Below are 17,516 nucleotides of genomic sequence, written 5' to 3' on the forward strand. Positions count from 1 at the left end.
CACGCCGCGTTACTGCCTGAATTGCTGCTCGATATCGTAGATCTCCGCCGCCACGCCGTCGGCGCCGTCATACGCCTGGCTGGCCCCGCGCCCTCCGATCCCGGCCTCACCGACCTCGATGGTCGTGTTCGTGAGCGAAGGCTTGAAGCCCGCGTACGCGACGGCGATCGAGTGGCCGCCGAGCCCGCCGCCGCCCCGGCCGCCATGACCGCCCCGGCCACCCCGACCGCCGGGGCAGGCGGCGTTCAGCCCCGTAGCCTCGCCTCGGGACCCGGCTGCCCCGTGGTCGCCGCCCTCGCCGCCCGCCTGGCCCTCGCCCCCAGCGCCGCCATTGCCGCCGCGGCCGGTCTTCAGGACCACGTCGTTCAAGTCGACGACCGCGCTCCCCACGAAGAGGGCGATGCTCACCCCGCCGGCGCCTCCGCCGCGGCCGCCGAGCCCCCCGCACCCGCCTGCGCCCCCGGCGCCGCCGCCGGCGCCGGCCGCAGAGGCCTCGAATGGACACATCTGCGCGCCGGTGCCGCCCTTCGCGCCGCCGCCTCCTCCGCCGCCCTGGCCCCGCCTGCCCGGCGCCCCGTCGCCGGCGAGCGGACCGGTATACCCATCCAGGAACAGATCGCCGAAGCCCGTCGCACCGGCGCCCGGACTCCCGTCGACCCCGTCCGCGCCATCCTGCCCCGCGGTGCAGCGCCGGGTGCTGGTCTCGCCCTTGCCGCCGTTCATCACAGTAGTCGGAACCCCGTTGGTTCCATCACCCCCGGACGCCAAGCCACCCGTCCCTCCCGTGCCGCCGCGCGAGTCGTCCGACCGATCGTCGGGCGTCCCGCAGCTGTTGTTCACGGGGAGTCCGCCGGAGACCGTCGCGGCCGAGCACGCGGCGTTGCCGAAGTTGCCGATCATCCCCTTCGCGGCAGCGCCGTCCACGAACGCCCCGTCGCTCGCCCCCGGCGCCCCGTCGCCCGCCTCGAGGATGCACCGCGTGAAATCGACAGGGACCCCGGAGCTGTTCGCGGCGATCGCCGATCTGCCTGCCAGCTCGGTGTGGGTCGCCGGGATCGAGCGCGCGATCACGTGGAGATCCTCGATCACCGCCACGCCTTCGCCGTTGTCGAACGAGAGCGGCGTTTCGCCTTCGGGAGCGGTGAGGGTGGTCTTCTGCTTGTCGCCTGTCCAGCGCCAGCCGTCGTCGCAGTCGAGCCCGCCGAACAGCGCGTGTCCTCCCGGCACGATCACCGCCTCATCGAACGTCTGGGCGCATATATAGATGCGCCTTCCCCTGTCCGGGGAGAGCTGGAGCGCCTTCGAGATCGTCTTCAGGGGCGCCGTCGAGGTCCCCGCGTTGCTGTCGTGCCCAAGGGAGCTCGAGACCCACACCCCGCAGCCCGAGGGGACCGTCTCGTGCTTGCTCGCAGTGCAGGCCTCGTCGGACACCTCGTCTTCGATGTTCCCGATCCCGATGATATCTGCTGGCTCCTCGAAGCAGCCGCTCAGCGCCATCGCGACCGGAATGAGCCCCAACACCCGTGCATCAACCTTGAATCGAATCCTCATACTATTCTTATTCCGGTCAGCCCTGCGCGTTTTCCAAGCAAAGCGACCTGCGCGTGACGCCAGTCGCGATCGCCACGCCTGCCCCGTCCTTATTCCGGTCAGCCCTGCGCGTTTTCCAAGCAAAGCGACCTGCGCGCGCCGCCAGGCGCGATCGCCGCGCCTGCCCCGTCACGTACGCGCTCGCCGGGGGCGTCCCCGGAGAGGGAGGGGCCGCCCGGGTGGCGAGCGCGTGAGCGCGCAGCCGCCCCGCGCCTGCCGGCGCAGGGCGCGTCGGCCCAGTTGCCCATCGCCGGGTATTCCGTGCGAACATCCGCCCATGAGCGCGAACCTGAGGGACCTCGTGCGCGAGCTGATCGAGGCCGGCGGCGGCGAGCCGATCGAAGGCGGTCGCTTCCTGCCGCTCGTCACGCTGGAGTCCGGCGCCCGGGTGGGGCTGGACGGCTCGGGCGCCTGGATCTTCGCGCCCGAAGGCGGAGGGGCGGCTCAGGTCATCGCGGCGGAGCGCGGGCGGGCCTTCTTCGAGGTGCTGGAAACGAAGCGGGACGACTTCGACGCGAGCATCGAGGCGGCGGCGACGGCCGCGGGCCTGCCCCCCGAGGAGGTGGCCTTCTCGTTCCCCGCGGCCGACGTCGTCCGCGCGGTGCTCGCGAGAGGCCTGCCGAGCATGACGCGGCTCGCGCTCTCGTGGCTCCGGTTGACGGAGGTCCGCGCGCTCCGCGCCGAGATCATGGCCGTCTCGCGCGACCCGACGATGCCCGTGCCCGTCCGGGACCTGGCGGAGCGGCTCACCGTCCCCGAGTGAGCCCGCGCCGCGCGGCCGGGCCCCCGCCCGGAGGCGGGGCCGGCGCGGGGAGGGGGGTCAGACGGTCGCGAACGCGTCGGCCGGGATGTCGAGCGCGGACGAGTCCTCGCGCCCGAGGATCTCGGCGGAGAACTTCGCGTGCGGCAGCACGTTGGCCGCGAAGTAGAGGGCCGCGTGCTTCTTGCCCTCGTAGAAGGCGCGGTCCTTCGCGCCGGCGTCGCCGGCCGGGAGGCCCTCCATCGCCTTGAGCGCGATGACCGCGCCGTCGAGCAGGAGCCAGCCGATCGCGAGCTCGCTCATCATCTCGAGGAAGCGGTTCGCCGCGAGCGGCACCATCGGCATCTTGCCCATCTGGAACCACGAGAGCAGCCGCATCGCGGTGCCGGCGACGGCCTCGTGCGCCTCGCGGAGCTCCTTGATGCTCGCGGCGAGGACGGGGTGCTTCTCGTTGGCCTTCACGAACTCGGCCACGTCGTTCAGGAAGGCCTGCAGGTTGACCCCGCCGCCCTGGCCGAGCTTCCGCCCGACCAGGTCCATCGCCTGGATGTGGTTCGTGCCCTCGTAGATCGAGAAGACCTTCGCGTCGCGGCAGTACTGCTCGACCGGGTAATCCTTCGTGTACCCGGCGCCGCCGAAGGTCTGGATCGCCGTCTCGCAGACGCGGAACGCCTGGTCGGACGAGTAGGCCTTCACGAGCGGCACGAGCAGGTCGACCTGGCCCTGGTTGTAGGCGGCCGCGCGGTCGTCCTTGCCCTGGTAGACGGCGACCGCGTCCTGGTGGCGCGCGAGCTTGATGATGAGCGCGCGGATGCCCTCCACGCGGCTCTTCATGTCGAGCAGCATCCGCCGCACGTCCGGGTGATCGATGACCGGCACGCGCGGCGCGGTCGCGTCCTTCCACTGGAGGATCGACGAGCCCTGCTTGCGATCCTTCGCGTACTCGAGCGCGTTCAGGTACGCCGAGGACGCGACCGACACGCCCTGCAGGCCCACGGAGATGCGCGCGCCATTCATCATCCGGAACATCTGCGGCATGCCCTGGTGCTCGACGGTGCCGACGAGCTCCCCGAGGCACGCGTCGCTCTCGCCGAAGTTGAGCACGCACGTCGACGACCCGTTGATGCCCATCTTGTGCTCGATGTTGCCGACGACGACGTCGTTCGACCCGCCGAGCGAGCCGTCGTCGTTCACCCGGATCTTGGGCACGACGAAGAGGCTGAGCCCCTTCGTGCCGGGGGGCGCACCCTCGACGCGGGCGAGCACGAGGTGCACGACGTTCTCGGTGAGGTCCTGATCGCCGCCGGAGATGAAGATCTTCGTGCCGCGGATGAGGTACTTGCCGTCCTTCTGCTTCACCGCGCTCGTCCGCGACGAGCCGACGTCCGACCCGGCCTGGGGCTCGGTCAGGCACATCGTCCCGCTCCACTGCCCGCCGTACATCCGCTTCAAGAAGAGGTCGCGCTGCCTCGGCGTCCCGAAGTGCTCGATCACCTCGGCCGCGCCGTACGTCAGCCCGGGGTACATGTTGAGCGCCGCGTTGGCGCCGCAGAGGAACTCCTCCACCACCGTGTAGAGCGTGAAGGGACCGCCCTGGCCGTCGTAGGTGGGCGAGACCGAGACCGACTTCCACCCGGCCTCATACAGCTTGTCCCACGCCTCCTTGAACCCCGGCGGGGTCTTGACCTGCCCCCCCTCGATGCGACAGCCGACCCGATCGCCGACCGCGTTGAGCGGGCCGAAGACATCGCACGCGAACTTGTACGCCTCGTCGACGACCATCCCGACCTCGTCGCGTCCCCACGCGTCGTAGGGCGCGCTGCCGAGCAGCTCGTCCAGGCGGAATTGCTCGAAGAGGAGGAAGCGGATCTCGCGGAGGTCGGCCTTGTAACGGTTCTGTTGGGTTTGAGCGTTCGACATGGGAGACCTCCTCGTTGCCGCGGCAGGGAGGCGCTGGCAGCCGGTTCCCTTCCCGGTCTTCCGCGCAGCTGCGGCACAGTTCTGCATTCGCCTAGCATGTCGCCGCGGCGCGTCAACAACCGTCCGCAACATGTGGAGAATCTCGTGGAGATCCGTGAAGATCGGGGCATCCGAGGCGGGTCCTCGGCGGGGCTTCCGCGCCGGGATTCATGGCGTTGAACTGGCGAGCGGCGCGGCGTAGGCTCGCTCGCGCTCGACCATGTCCGACCCGGCTTACATCACGCCCAGCGGGGCCAGGAGGCTGTCCGAAGAGCTCGCGCGGCTCCGCTCCGTGGAGCGGCCTCGCATCGTCCAGGAGGTCGCCGACGCGGCGGCGCAGGGCGACCGCTCCGAGAACGCCGAGTACATCTACGGCAAGAAGAAGCTGCGCGAGATCGACCGGCGGATGCACTACCTGACCAAGCGGCTGGAGAAGGCCGTCGTGGTCGATCCGTCCGAGCAGCGCGGCGACAAGGTCTTCTTCGGCGCGACGGTCGAGATCGAGGACGAGGACGGCGCGCGCCGCACGTACCAGATCGTGGGCGAGGACGAGATCGACAGCGCGGCAGGGCGCATCAGCTGGCGCTCTCCGGTCGGTCGATCGCTCCTCGGCAAGCGCGCGGGGGACGTGATCACGGTGCGCCGCCCGGCGGGCGAGGCGGAGATGGAGCTCATCTCGGTGCGTTACGGCTGAGCGCCGCGCTGGCGCCAGGGCCGGAGAAGGAGACGGGAATCGGCATGAGGATCTTGCACACGATGCTTCGGGTCGGCGATCTCGAGCGCTCGATCGGCTTCTACAGGGACGTGCTCGGGATGCAGCTCCTGTCGCGGCAGGACTACCCGGAGGGCAAGTTCACGCTCTGCTTCCTCGGCTACGGGAAGAACCCCGAGCACGCCGAGCTCGAGCTCACGTACAACTGGGGCGTGGACAAGTACGAGCTCGGCACGGCGTACGGGCACGTCGCGCTCGGGGTCGACGACATCCGCGGGGCCTGCGACCGCATCCGGGCGGCGGGCGGGAAGATCACGCGCGAGCCGGGCCCGATGAAGCACGGCACGACCGTGATCGCGTTCGTCGAGGATCCGGACGGCTACAAGGTCGAGCTCATCGAGGAGTCGAGCCGGAGCCGGTAGCCGGAGCTCGAGGCCGGCAGATCGAGGTCATCGAGGCGCGTCGACGCAGGGGAGGGCGCGGAGCGGCCGGAGGCCCAGAGGAGCCTCCGCGCTGCCCGCGCCTCATCCCTGCTGCGCGCTCGCTTCGAGTCCGCGAGGCGCGGACGATCAGGCGCTCACGACCGGCGCGGCGTCGTTCGCCGGCTCGGGGGACGAGAGCTCGCCGCCCTCTGCCGCGGACGCCTCCTCGTCGGGCGCCTTGGCCGGCGCCTCGGACGAGGCGCTGCTCGCGGCCGCCGCGGCCTTCTCGGCGTTCGGGCGTCGGCCGCGCGGCTTCTGCAGCAGCGACGGGGCGAGGTCGCCGTCGCCGCCCTCGTGCCAGCGCAGGTACGCGACGGCGCGGCGGCACTCCTCGTACGCCTTCGCGACCAGCGAGATCGCGCGGGCGCGGCGATCGGCGGCGTCGGTGATCTTCGGCGCCGCGGACGAGCCCTTGCCGGGCTTCGCGGCGAGCGCGGCGAGGAGGCGCACGCCGAGATCCGCGGCGCGCTCGAGCTCCTCGTCCTCGACCGCCGTCTTGGCGCGGACCTTGTCCCAGGAGCCGCGGAAGAGCTCGGCCAGGGCGATGAGATCGCTCGCGAGATCCGCGTGCCCCTTGCCCTTGCGGATGTCGGCGACGCGCTGCTTGTCGAGCAGGTTCCTGTGACCGAGCGCCTCGGCGGCGACGAGGAGCCCCTCGCGCAGCGTGCTGGCATCTTCGGTGAGCTTCTTCGCATCGAGCTCGCTCGCGGGCGTGCTGTAGAGGAGATCGGCGTACCAGGCCGCGAGGGCGTAGTCCTCGAGCTCGTCCAGCATCGCGATCGGATGGTTCGGGAGATCCCGGACGATCTCGTCGCGGAGCTCGCGCAGGTGGGGCAGGGCGGAGAGCACGGAGCTCACGGCCCTGGGGACCTCGACGTAGACGGTCACGAGATCGTCGGGGCCGAGCTCGAGGAGCTTCGGCTCAACGCGGCCGTACGCAGCGAGCGCGGCGGCCGGCGAGGACGGGAGAACGGGAGCAGGTGCTGCTTTCGGGGGTCTCGCCATACAGGTGTCTCCAGCGGAGGGCGCGCACACTGCCAGACGGAAGCGCGAAGGGAAAGGGGGACCGCGCGATTGCCGCCGGAAGCTCGGCCGGAGAGCGCCCTGGCGCGAACAGACTCTCCGACCGGGCGCGCTGTGCTCTGGTAGATTGCGGCGCGAGGACTCACGACATCATGTACGCGATTGCGATCATTCGTTACAGGCGACCGCTCGACGAGGTGCTCCCGGCCGTCGACGCCCACCGCGCCTATCTGAAGGGGCTCATCGAGCAGGGACTCGTGCTCGTGTCAGGGCCGCTCGATCCCCGCTACGGCGGGGCGCTCCTGCTCCGGGTGCCCGACGAGGCGGCCGGGGCGACGCTGGATCGGATCCGGGACGGCGATCCTTTCACGGAGAAGGGGCTGGCGCAGTACGAGCTCCTGCCCTGGGCGCCGGTGTTCGGAAAGGAGGAGCTCGACCGGGCCTTCGCCCCGAAGCCCTGAAGGGGGCGCCGGGCTGTTCATCGCCCCGGCGCCGTCCGCGCGGCCGCGGCGCGTTGCGCGCTACGGCGTGTCGAACGAGAGCACGCCCGCGTCGTCCGTCGTGGTGCGCCCGCCCGGCGTGATGCGCATCGCGAGCTCCGGCTCCCGGGAGACGACGGCCACGTCGTAGCCGGTCTTCGGCAGGAGGCCGGTGATCACATGCCTGCGCGTCGCGCAAGGCACCTGATAGGACAGCGGCGCCGAGCTCGGCTGCGGGTCCGAGCGCAGATCCGAGCGGAAGAGGACGACCGTGCCTGCCACGAGCGCGCCGTCGAAGCCGGAGCCCTGCGCGCTGTCGATCCGCGTCGCCGTATCCACCGCCGCGCCCGCGTCCGCCCCTTGGAGCACGTGCAGGAAGCGGACGTCCGTCGGAGCGGTCGGATCCTCCACGACGAGGCGGTGGGTCGTCGGCTCCATGGCCGCCGGCTTGTCGACGTTCTCGATCGGCACGGCCGTCATGCGGGCGTTCCGCGGCAAGAGGCTCTGGATGAACAGCGTCTGCCCCCGCGGGGTCACGGAGCTGGCCGTCCGGCCGGCGATCCGCGGCGCCGAGGTGGTCATCAGGTTGAACCGCTTGAACCGGCCGGCGGTGCGCGACGTCGCGCGGTCGTAGAGGACCACGTGATCCGGCTGCAGCCAGACGACCGACCGGCTCGCATGGACCATGTCGCGGGCGGCGTCCGTCGGCGTCCAGACGTTCTCGCGGGTGTTGTACAGATCCGTCGCTATCCCCTCGGCGAACACGTAGCCGGCGCCCCGGGTCATGCGCGTGATCGGATCGCCGGCGGCGCGCCCCTCGCGCCACTGGCCGCCTCGCGCGACGATCTCCTTCTCGAACCAGCGAATGTTCGACGGCTTGTCGTTCTGCAGCGAGAGGGTGTTGTGGTAATCGGTCGTGGCCCCGATCAGGTTGTTCGAGTAACTCGTGTGCTCCTTCGTCAGCCACTCTCCCTTCCGGTAGAGCTCGATCTGATTGCAATCGCCGATCTGGTGGTTGATGGTGACCCAGCCGCACCGCCAGGTGAACCACGTCGCGCCCGCCGTCCAGTCCGAGCGCGCGCGGAGGGAGCCGCGCCCCTGCGCTCGCTCGAAGAAGACGGTGGGCATCGCCGGGCGGGGATCCGGCGGGAGCGGCGCGGCCGGATCGAAGAGCATGAAGCTCAGGATCGCCCGGCTCGGGGCGGGCGATCCCCAGATCTTGGACGTGCGCGCGTAGAGCTCGGGCGCGCCGCCCGCGATCGTGTTGGCCACGATCCAGCGCGACCTCTGCAAGCGCGCCGTGTTGCCCGTGAGCTGGTCGTAGACGCCCAGCGAGCCGAACAGCTCCGCGAAGCGCGGCTCGACCCAGCTCTGCAGCGTGTCGCCGTAGTTCGCCACCTCGTAGACCGGCCCGAGGTCGCTCCTCGACGGGTAGGTGATCGGGCCCGGCGCAATCGAGTGCAGGAACCCGTCCGTGAAGCGGTCCCAGGTTCCGCTGCGCAGCAGCCCGATCTGAGGTCCTGACTGGGCCTGGGCGCCGTAGCCGGCCGTATAGAGCCCGAGCAGCGCCTGGTGGAGGGTCGCGACGCCGCCGCTGCCGTAGAGGAAGCCCTCCACGGGCATGCCGCCGCTGGCCACGCCGAGCCCGTCGGACGGGACCCCGAGCTGCTTGGCCGCGGTCTCGGAGGCCTCGAAGACGGCGAAGGCCTGGTAGAGCCACGCCCCGGTCGCGTCCGCGCGGTAGCTGCGCAGCGTGTTGCCGAGCGCCCCCGCCGGCGCGCTGGGATCGAGCGGAGGGTCGTCCGCGTCGTCCATCGAGAGCGACATCAGCGTGACGTTGCGCAGATGGCCGAGATAGTAGTTGTTCGCAGCCCACCTGAGCTGGAGCGGATCGCGGAGGAGCGCCGGATCGTTCATGACGCCGACCGGGTGGGGGTGCTCGTTGCCCGCCGTCGAGGCGTGGAGGTTGTCGTCAATCCACCTGAGAAAGACCTGCCGTATCTTGGCCTTGTCTCCGGCGGAGAGCACCGGACGGCCGCCGCTGTCGGTCGCGCCGTAGATCCAGTCGACCGTCAGCGGGAAGCCTTCACCCCACCAGCGCGAGCGGTCGCCGGTCGCGAACCCCGGGCGGCGGAAGGGCTCGCCGTCGGCCCTGCCCTTGCTCGCCTCCTCGATGGCATGCATCAGGAGGTTGCGCGCCCTGACAGCGTGGGTGGGGCGGGCCGCTGCGTCGGGATCGATGAGCGACATGAACGCGAAAAACTCGGCATACGCCTCGGTCGGATACTGCTCGTAGGCGTTCGTGCCGCCGTCCGGCCACGTCGGGTTCGGCCGGCCATTCGGATAGAACCGGCCTTCGTAAGCTGCGATCGCGCCCCGAAGCGCGGGCACCATGGCTTCCGTGTACACGCGGTTTCGGCCGTCCGCGGCCCACCCGCGCAGCCTGGGGAGGTGTTCGTTCGTGAGCCAGAGTCGCGGGTGACCGGCGACAGGCTGCGCGGCGGCGCGCCCCTGCGCCCCGACAAGGCCCAGAGAGAGCACCGCGGCGGTGAGGATGTGGTGAATCGGTCGCATGCTGGTTCTCGGTATCGCTGGGCGCGAACAGCCGCGCCGGCCAGCGTTGACCCACGCTGAACAGCACGCGTCGTGCCGAGTATCTGCGTGCGCGCCGCGCGTCGCCAAGGAAGGAGCAGTGCGCGTCCGTGTCACATGGCCAACATCGACGGCGCCGCCGAGCGGCCCGCGCGCTGCGACCTCATCAGCCCTCGGGCCGAGACGCGCGCATCATCCCTGTGATCGAGCGGCGGAGGACGGCGCCGCGCACGTCGCGCCGGTGGTAATGTCGCATACCATTCATCTGAGAAGGAGACGCCATCGCGGATGAGGTGGCGCTCGCGCATCGTGGGGCAGGACGGCGGCGACGTAGAGCGGCGTAGAGCGGCGTAGAAATAGCGAGCGCAATCGAAATATCGAGCGGGGTGAGCCCTCGCCTCCGCGCCCCTCCGCGGCCCCGGAAGGCGCGGACACCTCGGAACCTCGGAGGACACGCGCACGGCGGACCGAGGGCACATGACGCGAATCCGCCACACCTCCGCGCGGATCTGTCGCTATACTCGGCGAAGATAGGAGCGCTCTGCAGTATGCCGACGCCAGACTCCTCCCAGTTCCTTGGCGATCCTCGGATCCTCCGCGAGGGGAACCTCGTGAAGGGCACCCTGATCAGCTCCCGCGCCGAGGCCCTGAGGCAGAGCTATGGCGAGCGGGTCGTGGCGGATCTGAGCCGCCAGCTCTCGCCGCAGGCGGCCCGCTACCTCGACGATCCGCCGATGCCGCTGGCCTGGCACGACATGGCGCCGCTCCTCGAGATCGACTGCGCGCTCCTGCATGGGCTCTTCGGCGGCAGGATGGAGAAGATGCGCTTCTTCGGCGCGGAGATCGCCCGGAAGGACCTGACGACGACCTACAAGACGATGGCGGCGGTGGGCTCGCCGTCGGTACTCTTCAAGCGCTTCGGCCTAGTGTACAAGACCTATTTCAGGTACGGCGACTTCAGCGCGACGGCCATCAGCGACGCCGCGGGGAGGGCCACCCTCTCGGGCGGCGGTCTGCCGCTCTACATGTGCAGCCATGGTATCTCGGGCTGGGTCGAGGCGGGCCTCGCGCTCCTCGGCAGCCGGCGCAGCTCGGTCGAGCATACGTCCTGCAGGCACCGCGGCGCGCCGCGGTGCACCTGGTCGATCTCGTGGTGATCCGCCCTTGGCTCTACTGCGGGAAGTCGGCCGGGGAAGCGAACCGCCAAGCCGCCAAGGGCGCCAACAAAACCGGGGAATAGGGGGGATGCCCGGACGGCCCCCTTTCCCCTCTTCCCTTGGCGGCTTGGCGACTTGGCGGTTTTTCTGCTGATCCGGGGCAACTTCCCGGAGTAGAGCTACGCGGCAGCCCGCCCGTCGTCCCCGAACGCCGCCCGCGCGAGCAGCCGCCGCAGCGCCTCGGCGCTCTCCTCCCACGACGGCGGCGCCGCCTCGGCGAACGCGTCCTCGTCCCAGGCGCGCGCGAGCGCCTCGCGGAGCGCCCGGCCGAGCGCCCCCGCATCGCGCGGCGGGACGAGCAAGCCGGTGCGCCCCGGCGTCACCACGTCCGGGATGCCCCCGACGCGCGTGGCCACCACAGGACGCGCGGCCGCGAGCGCCTCGAGCACCACGTTCGGGGTTCCCTCCGCCCAGCTCGGAAGCACCAGCAGATCCGTCGCGGCCATGTGGCGGGCAACCGCGGAGAGCGGCCGCGCCCCGACGGCGATGATCCGGCCGCGCCCCTCGCGCAGATCGGCCGGCGCGCGCTCGCGATCGCGCCGCGCGGCGGCCTGCTCGACCGCAGCCCGCTCCGGGCCGTCGCCGACGATCACGAGATGGACAGGCTCGCTGCCGTCGCTGCCGAGCGCCTCGAACGCGCGCAGCAGCTCGTGGATCCCTTTCTCCCGGCTGACGTGCCCGACGAAGGTGACGATGCGCCCGTGCGCCGGGAGCCCGAGCTCGCGCCGGGCCGCGCGCCGGTCGGCAGGGCGGAAGAGCGCGCGGTCGACCCCGTTGCGGACGAGGACCGCGCGTTCCTTCGGCGCGCCGAGCGCCACGAGCGCCTCGACCATCGGCCGGCTCACGCCGATCGCGCAGGCGGCGGACCGGAGCGCGCTGCCGACGAGCGGCCGCACCGAGCGCCAGCGCGCCACGACGTTCACGTCCGTGCCGTGGGCCTTCACAGCGTAAGGGAGGCCGAGCATCCGGGCGAGCAGCGCCGCGGCGCAGGCGTCGGGGTAGAGCCACGCCCCCAGCACGACATCGAACCGCCCCCGCAGCCGCGGGACGTACGGCAGGAGCCCCGCCAGGTAGAGCGGCGCGTTCACGGGCGCCAGCACCCGACCCGCCCCCGGGAGGTACGGCGCGCGCGCGTGGACCACCGGGACGCCATCGATCTCGTCGCGCGCAGGCACCGCCACCAGCCGGCCCGGACGCGTGCGCTCGCCCAGGAGCGATACGCCCGGGTGGTACGGGATCGCCGCGAGCACCTCCACCGCACAGCGGCGTGACAGCGCCGCGAGCTGCTGCCGCTGGAATGCGCACGACAGCGGCTCAACCCGGTTCGGAAAGATGCGCGTCACCCAGAGGACGCGCGGCTGCCTCGGCCAGCCCGCCTCCTTCATGCCCACGTTCACGCCAGGCTTCATGGTGTAACATTTGTTACACTCCATGGGTCCGCCCTCAGCGGGGCAGCGATGGACTCCGAGGTACGTCCTGCCCTGTCGGCGCACGTCCACACCGCGAGCGCGCGCCTCGCACGACCTGGCCCGCTCTCCGGAGCGTCCCTGGCAGCGCCGCGCAAGCCCGGCGCGCCGCGCTCCCGTGACATGCGCATGCCGAGGCCAGATTTGTAATGTTGCAAACATCATCGAACGTGGGACGCTCCGGGCGCCGGGCGTGCTGCCGGGGAGGGGAGGGCGGCCGATTCGGGTCGCTCCGTGCCGCGGGGCTTGCCGCTCGACAGCGAGGGGGCGCGTGTTCTCGTTCGTCTTGCCGATGTGGGACTCCGACGTGACGGCACGGGCGGCGGTGGAGCAGAGCGTGGCGTCGAACGTCGGGGACGTGGGCTCGGGAGCGCTGATGGCTGGCGTCGTGGGCTCGCTCGAGGGCTCTCTCCGGGGCGAGGTGTCGCGTTATGGACTGAGCGTCGATGGGAGCTACGAGCGGGTATTTCAGGTCTCGCTCGACTCGGCTCGACTCACGCCCTCCGACAGCGCCTCGGCGCGGCTCGGCGGGGGAGCGGGCTGGACGCTCTCGCCGCTCGCGGACCTCTCCATGGCCGCGGCCGGCTACCTCGCGACCCGCCTCGGCGTGCGCGCCGACGACGCGCTCGCCGCGCGCGATCCCTTCCTGTCCGGCGATCGCCTGCAATACACGCTCTCCGCCGGGCCGGCCCTCTCCATCACGGCGTCGCGGCGGTCGTCGGTGCGCCTCGGCGCCGGCTACGAGCAGGCGGGCGCGCTCTCGGCCGACGACCCTGCCGCGGTCGGGATCGACGCGCACACGGGGCGCGCCGAGGTGAGCACCTCGTTCGACCTCGGCGCGCTGGACACGCTGACACCCGAGCTCCGGTACGAGGTCACCCAGTACCGTCACGCGCTGCTCGACACCGATCTCACGCGCGGCGCGGCCCGCGTCCACGCCGGCGCCGCGCTCCTCTCCGAGTCCCACGAGCTCACGCGGAACGTCTCGACGCGCGTCGCCGGCGGCGTGACCGTCGCGAGCCCGCCGCCCGTGCTGTCGTCGCGCGACGCGGTGATCGCGCCGGCGGCGCGGATCGGGCTCACCTATGTCGAGCAGCGCTATCGGCTGACAGCAGGCTACGCCTATGCCTACACGTCGCTCGGGCCGAGGATCGGATTCGGGCACGAGCACGAGGCGTCCCTCGAAGCGAGCTTTCGGCCCGCCCGGGGCGGCGCGACCCGCGACCTCATCGTCACCGGCGTCGCCCGCTTCTCGACCGGCAGCGCCCCCGTCGCCGCCAATCCGCCGCTCCACCTCACCCCCGGCGCGCCGGCGCCCTCCAGGGAAGGGTCGCTGTCCACGACCACGGCGCTCGCCGGCGCGCAGATCTCCTATCCCCTCTGGCGCGGGATCGCGCTGAGCGGCGGCGTCGATCTCGAGTACATGCGCGCCGCGCTCGATCCGGCGCCGAGCGCAGGCGAGGCCGGCGGCTCGCTGAGGAGCATCGTCAGCGCCGGGATCTCGGGGACGCTGTCGACGGATCGACACCGGACGCTCCGCCGCGATCCCGACGGCGCATGGGATGACGAGCGCCGCAGCGCGATGATCCAGGGGATGCCCTCGGGCCGCTGGCAGGCGCCCGAGCCAGGCCGCGAGCTCGACGATGGCGGCGACGCCGCCGGCGAGACCCCAGACGCCTCCGGCGAGACCCCGCCCACGCGCGCCGCGCAAGCCGGCCCGCGCGCGATGCGCGACACGCGATAACCCCCCTCGACACGCCAATCGCTCTGCCGGCCGGGAGCGGCGCGCCCACCCGCGCGACGGCTCAGCCGCCGGAGAGCCGCCGAGACTACAGCGCACCGAGCGGCGCCCCCCTGACGTGGCGCGCAGCGGCTCCGCCTCGGTCCACATGACGCTAAGGACTCGACGTATGCAATCCGTCGACGGCGTTACTCGTGCCGCGACTCCCCACGACAGCGCGCACGTCATCGTCGCAATCCGGCCGCGAAATCGCCAATTTCGCCGGGCCCGGCCCCGCGCGCGGCGGCTCAGTCCGCCGTCATGAAATGAGATTCGTCGGAGGCATCTGGCGATCTGCCCCGGTCTGCTCTAATGTAGGTTCAACTACAACCGTATGTGCCCTGTCAGAGGCGACGCGCCGTGGTGTGCGGCCGCCCGGGGCCGACGAGTGGAGGGACGATGCTGGAGCTGTTCCGGTCGCCGCGCCGGGCCATGGTGTGGTTTGTCGAGGCCAGCCTGGTCTCGCTCCTGGTGTGCTGCGCGCCGGGCGTGCTCGTGGGCTGGGAGCACACGCTCGATGGGGAGCGCTTCGGACGGACGGCGAGCATCTCGTTGGTGGCGCTGGCGTCGCTCTATTATCACGGCCTGTACGGGCCCGAGCCTCCCAGGGCACGGGCGCTGGTCCTGACGACGTTCCGGGCGCTCGGCCTGGCGGCGGCGGTGCTGTGGCTCGCGTTCTGGCTCGTGCCGGACGCGCAGATCAGCGATCGGGTGATCCTGACGTCGCTCGGGGCGGCGGCGCTCGTGCTCCCCGCGTGGCGCGCGGCGTGTGATCGGGTGATGAGGAGCGAGAGCTTCTCGAAGCTCGCGGTCGTGCTGGGCTCGGGCGAGCTCGCCCGCTCGTGCGCGGCCCTCATCCGGAAGGATGGACAGGTCCTCGGGCTGCGCCTCGCCGGCCGGCTCGTCCGCGACGAGGAGCCGATCGACGAGGCCGAGATCGCGGGGAGGTACCGAGACCTCCGGCGCCTCGTCGAGCAGCGCGGCGTCGGGGCGGTGATCGTGGCGACGTCCGAGCGCCGCGCCGCCTTCCCGCTGGAAGATCTGCTCGATCTGAAGCTCCGCGGCGTCGAGATCGAGGAGGGCATGGATTTCTACGAGCGGGTGACCGGCAAGATCTGCGTGCGCGAGCTGAAGCCGAGCCAGATCATCTTCTCTCACGGGTTCAGCGTGCGGCGGCGGACGCTTTTGGCGAAGCGGATCTTCGACGTCGTGTGCGCGACCGTCGGGCTCGTCCTCGCGCTGCCGCTGATGGCGCTCACGGCCGCCCTGGTGAAGCTCGACTCCAGGGGGCCGGCGCTCTATTCGCAGATCCGGACAGGCGCTCTCGGGAAGCCGTTCAGGATCCACAAGTTCCGCTCGATGAGGACCGACGCCGAGAAGGACGGGGCGGCGTGGGCCACCGAGAACGATCCGCGCGTCACCCGCGTCGGGCGGTTCATCCGGAAGACGCGGCTCGACGAGCTGCCGCAGCTCTGGAACGTGCTGGTCGGCGAGATGAGCATGGTGGGGCCGCGGCCCGAGCGCCCCGAGTTCATCGACGCGCTGGAGAAGCAAATCCCCTTCTTCCGGCAGCGGCTCTTCGTGAAGCCGGGAGTGACGGGACACGCACAGGTGCGCTGCCGTTACGGCGCGTCCGCCGAGGACGCGCTGGAGAAGCTCCAGTATGATCTCTACTATATGAAGAGCTTCTCGCTCTGGTTCGATATCTCCATCCTCATCGACACCGTGAAGGTCGTGCTCTGGCGCATCGGCGCACGGTGAAATGATCCGGCTGCCGCGCCGTGCAATGGCTGCGCTCTTTAACGCCGGGCCCGGTGGCGCGCCCTCTGCAGAGCACGCGCCAGAGATCGGCGGGCGTCGGTCTCCGGGGGGATTCGGCGATGAAGACGTGGAGATGGGCGAGCGTCGTGAGCTCGGTGCTTCTGGTGCAGGGCTGTGCGGAGCTCGACCCGACGCCGGGAGAGAGCGTCGCCGTCGCGGAGAGCAGCCTGAACGTCTCGACCTTCCGCTTCACGGAAGGCGGAGAGTTGCCCTATGTGCTCGGCTTCTCGCCCGAGACCGGCCAGATCCTCGGCGGCGCGCACCAGCTCCTCATCCCTCGAACCGGCGGTCGTGAGGCGATCGACGGCGCCAACCTGCCCTCGCAGCTGCACCCCGACCTCCGGGGCTCCCTGCTCCAGCTCAACTCGACGCTCCGGGAAGGCGAGGCGCAGTCGACCGCGTTCGCCTCGAACTGGTGGCCGCAGCGGCAGAACGGGATCGCCGATCGCTGGAACTCGGCCAACAAGAACTACTCCGATCGGACGTCCGACCCGGACAACCTCTCTCCCGCCGAGAAATACGATGTCCTCTTCCATCCGGGGCAGATGGAGAGGCTCGGGGGCATCGCCGCGTGGAGCATGGACGACCTCAGGCGGCCTCCGTACCTGCGCAATCCTCCCTATATCCAGCCGGCGGTGGTCGTGGCCGGCCCGGTCACGCGCTGGGAGCTACAGCATCACGGGCTCTACCAGGGTGTCTATCCGGAGTACTGGTGGGGGCATTGCAACGGGTGGTCGGCCTATGTCGCCGCCGAGGGGGCCGGGCCGCGCCGCGACGTGCGGGTGAAGCTCTCCGGCTCGACCGTGACCGAGTGCGCCGCGGCGGAGACCGGCTGCGTCCTGTTCCGCATGGCGGACATCGAGGCGCTCATGAGCGAGCTCTACTTCAGCGACTCGGTGACCTTCTCGGGGCGCCGCTGCGAGACGCGGGCGGATCGGACGATGCGCGACGTCTACGGCAGGCCCATCGACCCCGCCTGCCGCGACCTCAACCCGGCCACGATGCACGTGGCCATGACCGGGCTGCTCGCGGTCGGAGCAAAGCCGCTCCACGGCGACTCGACAGAGCGACAGAAGCTCATGTTCATCGTCGACCACACCTGGGACGTCGAGGTGTGGAGCTTCCCCGTCAAGCAGTTCTCGATCGATGTCATCGAGGAGGTGGACGCCCAGCAGGCCGCGCGGCTCCTGTGCGGCGGCGCGTACATGGGCGCCGACTGCTACAATTACCGGTTCAACCCGAGCGCGACGCGCTTCGTCCGCGTCGCCGCGCGCTTCTGGATGATCTCCGATTCGGTCACCGGCGAGACGCTGCTCACGCCGCCCGAGCAGCGAACCGTCCCGCTCTCCGTGTCGGAGCTGCACTATGTGCTCGAGCTCGACGACAACCTCAACATCCTGGGCGGCGAGTGGATCAAGAACCCCTCGATCGTGAACGGGATCAACGGCAAGGAGCTCCACCCGGATTATCTCTGGATCCCGGTGCGGGCCCAGGGCGCGGGCGAGGACGACGACGATCTCGGGGGCAGCGAGGACAACCCCTACATCTCGTACTCGAAGGTCAAGGCGCTGCTCACGCTCTCGCGGCGGGACGACTGAGGCGCAGCGCCTTGCACGCCACGCGCGCCAGAAGCGC

The 17,516-nt window shown here is 71.0% G+C and carries 13 protein-coding genes; 8 read left to right on the forward strand and 5 right to left on the reverse strand.

Annotated elements, in window-relative coordinates; translation table 11 throughout:
- Positions 1–9: 9 nt before the first annotated feature.
- The gene (locus WMF29_RS19435; protein WP_437330276.1) at positions 10–1,521 is read right to left on the reverse strand and encodes a PGRS family protein; all 1,512 of its coding nucleotides are present in this window, start codon (positions 1,519–1,521) and stop codon (positions 10–12) included.
- Between the two features lie 346 nt (positions 1,522–1,867).
- Here WMF29_RS19435 and WMF29_RS19440 point away from each other — a divergent pair, with 346 nt between their 5' ends.
- The gene (locus WMF29_RS19440; RefSeq protein WP_437330277.1) at positions 1,868–2,353 is read left to right on the forward strand and encodes a hypothetical protein; all 486 of its coding nucleotides are present in this window, start codon (positions 1,868–1,870) and stop codon (positions 2,351–2,353) included.
- Positions 2,354–2,410: 57 nt separating this feature from the next.
- Here WMF29_RS19440 and WMF29_RS19445 read toward each other — a convergent pair whose 3' ends face one another.
- Positions 2,411–4,270 carry an acyl-CoA dehydrogenase gene (locus tag WMF29_RS19445; RefSeq protein ID WP_437330278.1) on the reverse strand — a complete coding sequence of 620 codons (1,860 nt, stop codon included), beginning with the start codon at positions 4,268–4,270 and terminating at the stop codon, positions 2,411–2,413.
- A 259-nt stretch (positions 4,271–4,529) separates the two neighbouring features.
- Between WMF29_RS19445 and greB the strand changes: the two genes are divergently transcribed.
- Both greB and gloA read left to right on the forward strand, forming a co-directional pair.
- Positions 4,530–5,003: a transcription elongation factor GreB gene (greB, locus tag WMF29_RS19450; RefSeq protein ID WP_272099185.1), complete on the forward strand. Its 474-nt coding sequence runs from the start codon at positions 4,530–4,532 to the stop codon at positions 5,001–5,003.
- 44 nt (positions 5,004–5,047) lie between these two features.
- Entirely contained in the window at positions 5,048–5,443 is a 396-nt protein-coding gene (gene gloA, locus WMF29_RS19455) for a lactoylglutathione lyase (protein ID WP_437330279.1), read from the forward strand.
- 147 nt (positions 5,444–5,590) lie between these two features.
- Here gloA and WMF29_RS19460 read toward each other — a convergent pair whose 3' ends face one another.
- Positions 5,591–6,508, reverse strand: a complete 918-nt coding sequence (locus WMF29_RS19460) for a hypothetical protein (protein WP_437330280.1) — start codon at positions 6,506–6,508, stop codon at positions 5,591–5,593.
- Positions 6,509–6,678: 170 nt separating this feature from the next.
- On the opposite strand from WMF29_RS19460, the gene WMF29_RS19465 reads away from it, so the two are divergent.
- A complete protein-coding gene (locus WMF29_RS19465) occupies positions 6,679–6,987 on the forward strand; it encodes a YciI family protein (RefSeq protein WP_437330281.1) in 309 nt (102 codons plus the stop codon).
- A 60-nt stretch (positions 6,988–7,047) separates the two neighbouring features.
- On the opposite strand, the gene WMF29_RS19470 is transcribed toward WMF29_RS19465, so the two are convergent.
- The gene (locus WMF29_RS19470; RefSeq protein WP_437330282.1) at positions 7,048–9,579 is read right to left on the reverse strand and encodes a hypothetical protein; all 2,532 of its coding nucleotides are present in this window, start codon (positions 9,577–9,579) and stop codon (positions 7,048–7,050) included.
- 566 nt (positions 9,580–10,145) lie between these two features.
- Between WMF29_RS19470 and WMF29_RS19475 the strand changes: the two genes are divergently transcribed.
- Complete coding sequence (locus WMF29_RS19475) at positions 10,146–10,754, forward strand: hypothetical protein (protein ID WP_272099193.1); 609 nt, start codon at positions 10,146–10,148, stop codon at positions 10,752–10,754.
- A 179-nt stretch (positions 10,755–10,933) separates the two neighbouring features.
- Here WMF29_RS19475 and WMF29_RS19480 read toward each other — a convergent pair whose 3' ends face one another.
- A complete protein-coding gene (locus WMF29_RS19480) occupies positions 10,934–12,223 on the reverse strand; it encodes a glycosyltransferase family 4 protein (protein WP_437330283.1) in 1,290 nt (429 codons plus the stop codon).
- Positions 12,224–12,551: 328 nt separating this feature from the next.
- Between WMF29_RS19480 and WMF29_RS19485 the strand changes: the two genes are divergently transcribed.
- From WMF29_RS19485 to WMF29_RS19495, 3 genes are all read left to right on the forward strand, one after another.
- The gene (locus WMF29_RS19485; protein ID WP_437330284.1) at positions 12,552–14,024 is read left to right on the forward strand and encodes a hypothetical protein; all 1,473 of its coding nucleotides are present in this window, start codon (positions 12,552–12,554) and stop codon (positions 14,022–14,024) included.
- A gap of 435 nt (positions 14,025–14,459) precedes the next feature.
- Entirely contained in the window at positions 14,460–15,821 is a 1,362-nt protein-coding gene (locus WMF29_RS19490; protein WP_437330285.1) for a sugar transferase, read from the forward strand.
- A 119-nt stretch (positions 15,822–15,940) separates the two neighbouring features.
- Complete coding sequence (locus WMF29_RS19495; protein ID WP_437330286.1) at positions 15,941–17,479, forward strand: hypothetical protein; 1,539 nt, start codon at positions 15,941–15,943, stop codon at positions 17,477–17,479.
- Positions 17,480–17,516: the final 37 nt, after the last annotated feature.

The organism is Sorangium sp. So ce381, from assembly GCF_051473845.1.
Classification (GTDB): domain Bacteria; phylum Myxococcota_A; class Polyangia; order Polyangiales; family Polyangiaceae; genus Sorangium; species Sorangium atrum.

Coding starts and splice junctions, on each gene's coding strand:
- WMF29_RS19440 (WP_437330277.1), top strand. CDS start 1,868: ATGAGCGCGAACCTGAGGGACCTCGTGCGCGAGCTGATCGAGGCCGGC.
- WMF29_RS19445 (WP_437330278.1), bottom strand. CDS start 4,270: ATGTCGAACGCTCAAACCCAACAGAACCGTTACAAGGCCGACCTCCGC.
- greB (WP_272099185.1), top strand. CDS start 4,530: ATGTCCGACCCGGCTTACATCACGCCCAGCGGGGCCAGGAGGCTGTCC.
- gloA (WP_437330279.1), top strand. CDS start 5,048: ATGAGGATCTTGCACACGATGCTTCGGGTCGGCGATCTCGAGCGCTCG.
- WMF29_RS19460 (WP_437330280.1), bottom strand. CDS start 6,508: ATGGCGAGACCCCCGAAAGCAGCACCTGCTCCCGTTCTCCCGTCCTCG.
- WMF29_RS19465 (WP_437330281.1), top strand. CDS start 6,679: ATGTACGCGATTGCGATCATTCGTTACAGGCGACCGCTCGACGAGGTG.
- WMF29_RS19470 (WP_437330282.1), bottom strand. CDS start 9,579: ATGCGACCGATTCACCACATCCTCACCGCCGCGGTGCTCTCTCTGGGC.
- WMF29_RS19475 (WP_272099193.1), top strand. CDS start 10,146: ATGCCGACGCCAGACTCCTCCCAGTTCCTTGGCGATCCTCGGATCCTC.
- WMF29_RS19480 (WP_437330283.1), bottom strand. CDS start 12,223: ATGAAGCCTGGCGTGAACGTGGGCATGAAGGAGGCGGGCTGGCCGAGG.
- WMF29_RS19490 (WP_437330285.1), top strand. CDS start 14,460: ATGCTGGAGCTGTTCCGGTCGCCGCGCCGGGCCATGGTGTGGTTTGTC.
- WMF29_RS19495 (WP_437330286.1), top strand. CDS start 15,941: ATGAAGACGTGGAGATGGGCGAGCGTCGTGAGCTCGGTGCTTCTGGTG.